8 protein-coding genes, 1 tRNA gene and 3 pseudogenes are annotated in these 9,876 nt (G+C 35.3%); 3 read left to right on the forward strand and 9 right to left on the reverse strand.

What is annotated here, in order from left to right:
* Positions 1-187: 187 nt before the first annotated feature.
* The 3 genes from accC to NE054_RS05575 are packed head-to-tail and all read right to left on the reverse strand — an operon-like array spanning position 188 to position 3,310.
* On the reverse strand, positions 188-1,606 hold the full coding sequence (gene accC / locus NE054_RS05565) for an acetyl-CoA carboxylase biotin carboxylase subunit (RefSeq protein WP_297889599.1): 1,419 nt from the start codon (positions 1,604-1,606) through the stop codon (positions 188-190).
* 12 nt (positions 1,607-1,618) lie between these two features.
* Positions 1,619-2,029, reverse strand: coding sequence for an OsmC family protein (locus tag NE054_RS05570; protein WP_297889602.1), 411 nt, complete (start codon positions 2,027-2,029; stop codon positions 1,619-1,621).
* A 15-nt stretch (positions 2,030-2,044) separates the two neighbouring features.
* The gene (locus NE054_RS05575; protein WP_297889605.1) at positions 2,045-3,310 is read right to left on the reverse strand and encodes an NADP-dependent isocitrate dehydrogenase; all 1,266 of its coding nucleotides are present in this window, start codon (positions 3,308-3,310) and stop codon (positions 2,045-2,047) included.
* Positions 3,311-3,517: 207 nt separating this feature from the next.
* On the opposite strand from NE054_RS05575, the gene NE054_RS05580 reads away from it, so the two are divergent.
* Positions 3,518-4,825, forward strand: a complete 1,308-nt coding sequence (locus NE054_RS05580) for an ATP citrate lyase citrate-binding domain-containing protein (protein ID WP_297889608.1) — start codon at positions 3,518-3,520, stop codon at positions 4,823-4,825.
* A gap of 16 nt (positions 4,826-4,841) precedes the next feature.
* Positions 4,842-6,693 (forward strand): annotated as a pseudogene (locus NE054_RS05585) (citrate/2-methylcitrate synthase).
* A 129-nt stretch (positions 6,694-6,822) separates the two neighbouring features.
* On the opposite strand, the gene NE054_RS05595 reads toward NE054_RS05585, so the two are convergent.
* The 6 genes and pseudogenes from NE054_RS05595 to NE054_RS05620 all read right to left on the reverse strand — a co-directional run.
* Positions 6,823-7,281: a hypothetical protein gene (locus NE054_RS05595; protein ID WP_297889616.1), complete on the reverse strand. Its 459-nt coding sequence runs from the start codon at positions 7,279-7,281 to the stop codon at positions 6,823-6,825.
* Positions 7,278-7,586 carry a nucleotidyltransferase domain-containing protein gene (locus tag NE054_RS05600; RefSeq protein WP_297889618.1) on the reverse strand — a complete coding sequence of 103 codons (309 nt, stop codon included), beginning with the start codon at positions 7,584-7,586 and terminating at the stop codon, positions 7,278-7,280. Before NE054_RS05600 ends, NE054_RS05595 begins: the two co-directional genes overlap by 4 nt.
* 28 nt (positions 7,587-7,614) lie before the next feature.
* Positions 7,615-7,688, reverse strand: a tRNA-Arg gene (locus tag NE054_RS05605).
* Positions 7,689-7,706: 18 nt separating this feature from the next.
* A complete protein-coding gene (prfA, locus tag NE054_RS05610) occupies positions 7,707-8,789 on the reverse strand; it encodes a peptide chain release factor 1 (RefSeq protein WP_297889620.1) in 1,083 nt (360 codons plus the stop codon).
* Positions 8,790-8,792: 3 nt separating this feature from the next.
* Positions 8,793-8,987: a 50S ribosomal protein L31 gene (gene rpmE, locus NE054_RS05615; RefSeq protein ID WP_297889623.1), complete on the reverse strand. Its 195-nt coding sequence runs from the start codon at positions 8,985-8,987 to the stop codon at positions 8,793-8,795.
* Positions 8,988-9,034: 47 nt separating this feature from the next.
* Positions 9,035-9,541 (reverse strand): annotated as a pseudogene (locus tag NE054_RS05620) (transcription termination factor Rho); the annotation flags it as partial.
* Here NE054_RS05620 and NE054_RS05625 point away from each other — a divergent pair.
* A pseudogene (locus NE054_RS05625) lies at positions 9,535-9,876 on the forward strand (transcription termination factor Rho); the annotation flags it as partial. The pseudogenes NE054_RS05620 and NE054_RS05625 overlap by 7 nt on opposite strands.

Here is a 9,876-nt window from a genome sequence, read left to right on the forward strand (position 1 = left end):
TTTGTCCATTTTTTCACATAAAGGCAAAAGGTCATCTGTTCTTACCCTTGTAGCCAATTTACACTGTTGACCATCTCTTGGTGTAAGGTCAGTAATTTTTATTGGTTTTGGAGGAGCTACTTCTAAATTTTTTTCTTTAATCAAATCTCTAAATAGTTTAAAATCCATAATAAACCTCCTTTTATTTCTATAATCCGTAATGGGCTGCTATAGATGCAGCAATGAATGAAACTATATCTTCTTTGGAAAGCTCTTCTTTGTAATCTAGCAGTTGAGGGTTTTCTTGTAAGTATTTGGTTGTAAACATTCCTTCTTTGAATTTAGGGTCTTTGACGATTTCTTTTAAAAGAGGAATTGTCGTTTTTATACCGGATATCTCAAAGTAATCTAAAGCTGCTTTTGTTGTTTTTATTGCTTCATCAAAATCTTTACCCCAACATATTAATTTTGCTATCATTGAGTCAAAGTAAGGTGTAACTTCAAAACCTACAGATGCAGCACTTTCTATTCTTACACCGAATCCACCAGGTGTGTAGTATCTTTTGATTGTTCCAATACTTGGAGCGTAGTTTTTCTTAGGGTCCTCTGCGTTAATTCTACATTCTATTGCAAAACCATTAAATTTAACATCTTCTTGTTTTATACTTAGTTTCTCTCCGGCTGCTATTTTTATTTGTTCTTTTACTATGTCTATGCCAGTTATCATTTCAGTTACTGGGTGTTCTACCTGTATCCTAGTGTTCATCTCTATAAAGTATATGTTACCTTCTAAATCTGAAACGAACTCCATAGTTCCTGCAGAGTAGTACCCTATCTGTTTTGCAGCGTTAGCACATATTTCTCCATACTTCTTTCTTTTTTCTTCCGTTAAAACTAAAGATGGCGCTATCTCAACTAACTTCTGGTTTCTTCTTTGGATAGAGCAATCTCTCTCTCCAAGATGGATTACGTTTCCATACTTGTCTCCCAAAATTTGAAATTCTATATGTTTTGGATTTTGTATATACTTTTCAAGTAATAAGTCTCCTCTTCCAAACGCCTTTTCCGCTTCTTTGTAAGCTTGTTCGTAGTTCTTTCTTAGTTCTTCTTCATTGTTACATATTCTTATACCTCTACCACCACCACCTGCAGATGCTTTTAACAAGACTGGATATCCTATTTCTTTAGCGATGGCTACAGCTTCTTCTACTGATTTTAGTATTCCATCACTTCCAGGAACTGTAGGAACACCGAACTTTTTCATTATTTCTTTTGACCTTGCTTTATCTCCCATCAATGAAATTACTTCAGAGGATGGTCCTATAAAAGTTATACCGCTGTCTTCACACATTTTTGCAAACTCTTCATTCTCTGCCAAGAAACCATATCCTGGATGTATCGCATCGGCTCCTACAGATTTAGCTAAATCTATTATTAGTTGTTTGTTTAGATAGGTATCTAAAGGGTTTGCACCTATCATGTAAGCTTCATCAGCCATCTTTACATGTCTTGCTGTAGATTCAACATCAGAATAAATTGCCACTGTTGGTATATCCAATTCATGGGCAGCTTTTATTATCCTGCAAGCTATCTCTCCTCTGTTTGCTACTAATATTTTGTTAAACATAACCCTTACTCCTTATTTTTCTATTTTGTATTCGTACGATATAGGAGCAACTTGGTTTATCATATAAGCTATACTACATGTTTTGTTTAAAGAAGTTTCTATTGCATCTTTTACATCTTGGTCAGAAACATCTCCTTTTATCGTGAACTTTAAATAGATTTTTGTAAATACTTTTGGATAAGTTTCTTTTCGTTCAGCATCAGTTTCAACTACGACATCGTCAACCTTTTTTCCTGCTTTGACCAAGGCTTCGTATACATGAATTCCCATACACCCTGCTATTGAATGAAAGAGCAACTCTGGCGGTCTTAAACCTCTTCCTTTTCCTCCTACGTAAGCAGCTGCATCTATTGGCACTTCAATGCCTGCATCTCCTTTTCCTATAAAGTGAAAGTCTTCTTTTTGTTTTACCACTACTTTCATTTTTACACCTCTCTATTAAAGATTTTTTATCTCTTTTACTATCTCGTCTCCAAATTGTGAAGTTGAAAGTTCTGTTGCTTGTTTACCTATTTTTCTAAATCCAGCTGCTATATCTGGTGTTCCTTTACCTTCGTTTATCACTTTTTTAACCGCTTGGTATATTAGTTGACTTGCATCTTTCCAATTTAGATATTCAAGCATCATTGCTCCGGAAAGAATTATGGATAAAGGATTCGCTATGGATTTTCCAGCTATGTCGTTTGCGGTTCCATGAGTACTTTCAAAAAGTGCGTATCCATCACCTATGTTTCCGCTTGGAACGAATCCAGGACCACCCACTAAAGCTGACGCTAAGTCTGAGATGTAATCTCCGTTTAAGTTTTGAGTTATTATAACATCGTAATATTCAGGTTTTAGAACAAGTTGCATAAGCATTTGGTCTGTTATAACTTTGTATATTCTTGCTTGACCTTCTTTAGGTTCACCTTCCGTTATTATTTTTCCTTTAAACTCCTCTTCTTGAGCTACTTCAAAAGCCCAATTTAAAAAGGCTCCTTCTGTAGCTTTCATAATGTTTCCTTTCCCGGCTATAGCAATATGTTTTTTACCGTTTTCTAATGCGTATCTAAAGGCTTTTCTAACATGTCTTTTTGTTTTGAATTCCGACATAGGTTTAACTGTTATACCTACATCTTCTGGTAGAGCATACTCAGAAACGCCCATCTCTTTTATGAAAAATTCTCTTACTTTTTGAACCTCTTGGGTTTTTGGCATATACTCGATAGCCATGTAAACGTCATCTGAATTTTCTCTAAAAACTGTAACGTTAACTCTTTCCGGGTTTGGAATAGGAGAAGGTTGTCCCATGTAATAAACTGGTCTGATTGCAGAGTAAAAATCCATTGATTGTCTTAAAATTGCATTTAAAGACTTTCCACCTTTTCCAACAGGTGTTCCTAACGGTCCTTTTATACTAACTATACTTTGTTTTAGTAAATCTAAAGTTTCTTGTGGCATTCTGTTTAATCCGTTTTCCTCAGCTTTGTCCCCTGCTAGTACCTCTACCCAGTATATTTTTTTACTTTTTCCATACTGTTTTTCTACTGCAGCATTTACCACTTTTATCATCTCTGGAGTTATTTCAAAACCTATCCCATCACCAAGTATGAAAGGAATTATAGGGTTGTCTGGAACCGAGATTGTTTTATCCGGATTTAAGGTAATAAAAGAACCTTCTTTTGGTATCTCTACTTTTCCTTTCCACCAAAAAACATTTTCCATTTTTAACTCCTTAATTATAAAACAATGTTTTATTCGTAGATAATTATAGCATTAGGAAGTTCTAAAAGTCAATCTAAAAATCAAACACTGTTTTATTCATAGTTTTTTATGTTATAATATCTTTAGTTAATACCGCCTGCCGGAAAAATGGCGGAATAAAAGTATTCCGGCCTACAAACCAAAAGGTTTGTATGTAGGAAGGGAAAAATGGCTCAAAGAGGGATAAGAGAGTACGATGGGAAGAGAATTATAGCCCAAAATTGGAAAGATTACTTTGGGGATGCTTTTGAGTACGATTTTAAATCTGTTTTAGTTACTCCTGAAACGGACTTTGAAAAACTTCCTCAGGAGCACCCTTGGTTAAAAACAACTCCATTAGTGGCAAAACCTGATATGCTTTTTGGAAAAAGAGGTAAACTAGGATTGGTCCTATTCAAAATCAACAAGCCAGGTGATGTTACATATGAAGATGCGGTTAAATGGATTAAACAAAAAATGGAAGAAGAAGTTGAAATCAACGGTGTAAAAGGTCATTTAACTCACTTTTTAATTGAGCCTTTTGTTCCTCATAAGCCTGAAGAAGAGTACTACTTGGCATTTTCTATGGGTGATGATTACGATACGGTTTACATGTCAGCTTTCGGCGGAATAGATGTTGAAGAAAATTGGGATAAGGTCGTAGAAGTGAAAATACCGCCAACTGCAACAGATGAAGAGATTGAAAAGTTAATAAAACAAAATGTTCCAAAAGAAATTAAGGATAAAGAAAAATACGCAGATTTTGTTATAAGAGCTTACAAAATGTTTAGAGATTTGCACTTTGTATATTTTGAAATAAATCCTTTGGTATTGGTTGGAAATAAAGCTTACCTTTTAGATTTTGTAGGTAAAGTTGATGATACAGCTTACTTTGTAGTAGGTAAAAAATGGGGAGAGTTAGAGTTTCCATCCGGCTTTGGTAGAGATTTAACTCCGGAAGAAAAATACATAAAAGAGTTAGACGAAAAATCCGGTTCTTCCTTAAAGTTAACTATACTTAATCCGGAAGGAAGAATATGGACGTTGGTAGCAGGTGGTGGTGCATCGGTTGTATATGCAGACACGGTAGCAGATATGGGGTATGTAAACGAGCTTGCAAACTATGGGGAATACTCAGGAAACCCAACAAGAACAGAAACAAGAGAGTATGTAAAAACAGTTTTAGACCTTATGACAAGAAACAAACATCCATCTGGGAAACCTAAAATTCTTTTGATAGGTGGAGCAATAGCAAACTTTACAGATGTTGCAAAAACTTTTGACGGAATAATAGATGCTTTCAAAGAGTATGCGGAGAAAATGAGACAAATTGGTGTGAGAATATACGTAAGAAGAGGTGGACCTAACTACGAAGTTGGATTAAAGAAAATAAAACAAGCAGCGGAAGAGTTAGGTTTACCGATTGAAGTTTACGGTCCGGAGCTTCACATGACGGACATAGTCAGAAAAGCGTTAGAAGAAGAAAAAGCAGCATAATCTAAGGAGGATTAATATGAGTAGACCAGATTACTTACTATTTGACAAGAACACGAAAGCTATTTTTTGGAACCTAAACACAAATGCAATCCAAAGGATGTTGGATTACGATTATGTTGTAGGTAGAAGTCCGAGTATAGCAGCTATTGTAGCTCCTACCTCAGAAAGAGCGTTTGAAAAATTTTTCTACGGTACAAAAGAGATAATAATTCCCGTCTATAAATCAACAACGGAGGCAGCAAAATTTCATCCGGAAGCTGATGTTCTATTAAACTTTGCATCGTTTAGAACAGCCTATCCGGTTACTTTAGAAGCTTTTGAAATTCCAACTATTAGAACAATCATAATAACAGCAGAAGGTATCCCAGAAAGATACGCAAGAGATATGAGAATAAAAGCAAAACAGCTTGGAAAATGGATAATAGGTCCAGCAACTGTTGGTGGTATAGCACCTGGAGCGTTTAGAATTGCAAATACAGGGGGAACGATAGAAAACATAATAGCATCAAAATTACATAGACCTGGTTCTGTGGGTCTTGTTACAAGGTCTGGTGGACTGTTTAACGAGCTTTCCAACATAATTGCAAGAAATGCAGATGGGGTTGCAGAAGGTATAGCAATAGGTGGAGATAGATTTCCTGGTTCAGACTTTTTAGACCATATGTTAAGATTTGAAAAAAATCCACAAGTTAAGTTTATGATACTTTTAGGAGAGGTAGGAGGAGAGTTAGAGTACAAAGTTGTCGAAGCTGTTAAAAATGGACTTATAACAAAACCAGTTATCGGATGGTGTATTGGAACCATATCTAAATTCTTCGGCGGAGAAGTTCAGTTTGGACATGCAGGAGCAAAAGCCGGAGCAGACAGAGAAACAGCTGACGCAAAAAATAAAGCAATGAGAGAAGCCGGAATACATGTTCCAAATAACTTCAACGAACTTCCTCACGTTATAAAAGGTATCTACGAGATGTTAAGAGGAGAAGGAAAAATCCAACCTATCGTTGAACCGGAAGTTCCACCAATTCCTGAAGATTTATCTAAAGCTATAAGAGAAGGTAAAGTAAGAAAACCAACCAACTTCATATGTACAATATCCGACGATAGAGGTGAAGAAGCTACTTACTGTGGAGTACCTATCAGTGAAGTTATAGAAAAAGGTTTAACTATAGCTGATGTTATTGGATTGTTATGGTTTAAACGTAAGTTTCCAACATGGGCATCTGGATTTATAGACATGGTTATAAGAGTAGTTGCGGACCATGGACCTGCAGTAGCGGGAGCCCACAATACAAAAGTAACAGCAAGAGCCGGAAAAGATTTAATGTCTTCTCTTGCTACGGGAATATTAACAATAGGTCCAAGATTCGGTGGTGCAATAGACGGGGCTGCTAAGTACTTTAAAATGGCTTATGAGAAAAACATGTCTCCCCATGAATTTGTTGAGTATATGAAAAATGTTGAAAAAAATTCCTATTCCTGGAATAGGACATAGAGTAAAATCCACAAAAAATCCGGATAAAAGGGTAGAATTACTTAAAGACTACGCAAGAAGAAACTTCCCTAAAATAGAGCTTTTAGATTATGCTTTAGAAGTAGAAAGAGTAACAACATCTAAAAAGGAAAACCTTATCCTTAACGTTGATGGAACGATAGGTGTTCTTCTTGTAGATTTATTTAAAGCCATAGGATACTCAAACGAAGAGATAGACAAAATGATAGAAGCTGGTGCATTTAACGCCTTTTTCGTTCTCGGAAGGTCCATAGGATTCATAGGTCATTACCTTGATGAAAAACGCCTTGATATGCCTCTTTATAGACATCCAACTGACGATATCCTTTACGATGTAAAAAGACCAGAAGGTATATAGTGTATAGTTCCCCTCTTTGGGGGGAACTTCAACGAAATTATAGCGAGTTGTATAATCATTCACCTTAACTTAAGCCTTTGAAGAGTGATGTGCGTTTATTGAAACAGGTAGAAGATTCCAGACTTCTTGCTATAAATTCGTTAAATATTTGCTAATCTTTATTTTAATATTATTATAAATCTCTATCATTTCCTGAGATGATATCAAAGCTTTTTTTATCTCTTCTACCAAAATTTCCTGTTCCCATGGGTACGTATGGGTTATTTGATTTCTTATTTCTCTTAGCTCTCTCCATTTCTTGGCAGATGGTATAAATTCTAACCTTTCCAGTGTATTTAAAATGTCTATAAAAGATTTATTTCTAACTTCTTCTTCTAAAATTTGTAAAATTAATGGAAAAAGCTTTTCACCAATTGTATCCTGCATTTTAGAAAACCTAAAAATAAAAGAATCTATTGTTTCAACTTTATCAAAATCTTGAAACATCTCAACTGTTATATTTCCCCATTTAATGATTTTCAGTTTAGCATGAATCAATCTCTCTTGATGTTTATCTATTTCCTGGATTACGAGTTTTATTTCCTTCATAGAAGAACTCCAGATTTTTTTATATTTAATCCAAATTCCTCATCAAAACCTAAAGGTTTTATTATTACATCAATTTTTTGTTCCCCTATGGAATCTTTGAGTTCTAATAAAAATTGTATTTTTTTATCTAAAATTTGATAAATAATATAGTCTTTTACTTCTATATATATATCAATATCTCCCCCTTTTAAATCCGGATTTGTTCTTGAGCCAAATATCCAGATTTTACAGTCTTCTCCAAAGATTTTTCTAGCGATGTTTTTTATTGATTTTATCTCTTCTTCTGATAATCTTAAGAGGTTCATTGTGTGCTAACCTACTTCAATATTTTAGCGCGCCCAGAGGGACTCGAACCCCCAACCTTGTGATCCGTAGTCACATGCTCTATCCAATTGAGCTATGGGCGCACAGGTTTAAATTTTATGCTACAATTCTAAATTTGCTAGTTTTTCTTCATTTTCTTTGGCAATTAAAACATCGATTATCTCATCTAAATCTCCGTCCAAAATGTCCTGTAATCTGTAAGATGTATAGTTTACCCTATGGTCGGTTACTCTGTTTTGAGGAAAGTTGTAGGTTCTTATTTTTTCACTTCTTTCTCCTGTTCCTACTTGTTCTTTTCTTTCTTTTGCAATCTTTTCTTTTTCAAGTCTATCGTAGTAATCTTTAAGTCTCGCCCTTAAAATTTGCATCGCTTTTAGTTTGTTTTGCAGTTGAGACCTTTCGTCTTGACATTGGACGACTATTCCAGTAGGTATATGTGTTATCCGGACTGCTGAATCGGTAGTGTTAACATGCTGTCCACCAGCTCCACCGGCTCTCATTGTTTCTATCTTTAAATCTTCCGGTTTTATTTCTACATCGACTTCTTCTGCTTCTGGTAAAACTGCTACAGTTGCAGTAGAAGTATGTATCCTTCCTGAAGACTCCGTTTCCGGAACTCTTTGAACTCTATGAACTCCACTTTCATACTTTAACCTTGAGTATGCACCTTTTCCTTTTATAAGAGCTATGACTTCCTTTATCCCACCTCTATCTGTTGGATGGATACTTAATATTTCTGTTTTCCATCCATGTCTTTCTGCGTATCTTTGATACATTCTAAAAAGCTCTGCAGCAAATAACGCTGCTTCTTCTCCACCGGTACCTTGTCTTATCTCCAAAATTACGTTTTTCTCATCGTTAGGGTCTTTTGGTAAAAATGCAAGTTCTATCTTTTTTTCTAACTCTACAGACTGCCTTTTTAACTCTTGGAGTTCTAATTCTGCAAGTTCTCTCAAATCATCTTCCGTTGTAGAGTTGATAAGCTGTTTTAGCTCTTCTATTTGAAAATTTACTTTTTCATACTGGTCGTATAAAGACAGAATTTCAGACAGTTCTTTGTGTTCTTTACCTATAGTTTGGAGTTTTGATGCATCTTTCAAAATCTCAGGGTCTGCCAATAACTGTTCAAGCTTTTTTACCTTTTCTCTTACGTTTTCTATCTGGGCTAATATCTTTTTGTTCATCTATTACTTTTCTGCAATCTGTCCTTGTATTTCTAAAAATTTAGGCTTAACTCTCAATTTTCCAGTGTAAAACGGATGACAGTTGTTACACACTTCCAAGTGAACCACTCCACCTTTAACAGTGTAAATTTCAAACTCATTTCCACAACCACAAACAAACTTAGTTAGTTTTAACTCCGGATGTATTCCCTGTTTCAATTTAATTCCTCCTATCAAAATTTTTGAAACAAATATTATACCAAAAACTAAGCGTTCATTGATTTTAAAAATTCTTCATTTGTTTTAAATTTAGCTAACTTACTAAGTAGGAACTCCATAGCTTCCACTTCGTCCATAGTTGATAAGAACTTTCTGAGTATCCATAGTCTTTGTAATTCCCAATCTTCAACCAACAATTCTTCTTTTCTTGTTCCGGATTTTGCTATGTTGATTGCAGGGAATATTCTTTTTTCCATCAACCTTCTGTCAAGGTAAAGTTCCATATTACCCGTTCCTTTAAATTCCTCAAATATAACATCATCCATCCTTGAACCGGTTTCTACAAGAGCTGTTGCAAGTATAGTAAGACTTCCACCACCTTCTATATTTCTTGCAGCACCAAAGAATTTTTTGGGTCTTTGTAATGCTGTAGCTTCAATACCACCGGATAAAACTCTTCCAGATGGTGGAGTTATAGAGTTAGAAGCTCTTGCAAGTCTTGTCATGGAGTCAAGTAGAATAACTACATCTCTTCCTTCTTCTACCATCTTTTGATAAACTTATTCCTTACCATCCAACAGAAAGATTTAACCTTGAGTATGACCCATCTGATTTATCTACGAGAGTAGTCAGTCTTGTTTCTCCAATAGGTAAAGGACAAAGAGGTTTGATAGTTGCTCCACCAAAAGCCGGAAAAACCGTACTAATTCAAAGACTTGCAAAAGCCATTATAAAAAATCATCCGGAGGTAACTCTTATAATTCTTCTCATAGACGAAAGACCAGAGGAAGTAACCGAAATGAGAAGAATAGTAGGTTCCGGAGCAGAGGTTGTCGCATCTACATTCGATGAACCACCTGAAAGACATATTCAGATATCAGAACTCGTA

This window comes from Sulfurihydrogenibium sp. (genome assembly GCF_027448985.1).
Lineage (GTDB): Bacteria > Aquificota > Aquificia > Aquificales > Hydrogenothermaceae > Sulfurihydrogenibium.

Bases quoted from the DNA above. Each gene is read 5' to 3' on its own strand.
- accC (WP_297889599.1), bottom strand. From the start codon at position 1,606: ATGTTTAACAAAATATTAGTAGCAAACAGAGGAGAGATAGCTTGCAGG.
- NE054_RS05570 (WP_297889602.1), bottom strand. From the start codon at position 2,029: ATGAAAGTAGTGGTAAAACAAAAAGAAGACTTTCACTTTATAGGAAAA.
- NE054_RS05575 (WP_297889605.1), bottom strand. From the start codon at position 3,310: ATGGAAAATGTTTTTTGGTGGAAAGGAAAAGTAGAGATACCAAAAGAA.
- NE054_RS05580 (WP_297889608.1), top strand. From the start codon at position 3,518: ATGGCTCAAAGAGGGATAAGAGAGTACGATGGGAAGAGAATTATAGCC.
- NE054_RS05595 (WP_297889616.1), bottom strand. From the start codon at position 7,281: ATGAAGGAAATAAAACTCGTAATCCAGGAAATAGATAAACATCAAGAG.
- NE054_RS05600 (WP_297889618.1), bottom strand. From the start codon at position 7,586: ATGAACCTCTTAAGATTATCAGAAGAAGAGATAAAATCAATAAAAAAC.
- prfA (WP_297889620.1), bottom strand. From the start codon at position 8,789: ATGAACAAAAAGATATTAGCCCAGATAGAAAACGTAAGAGAAAAGGTA.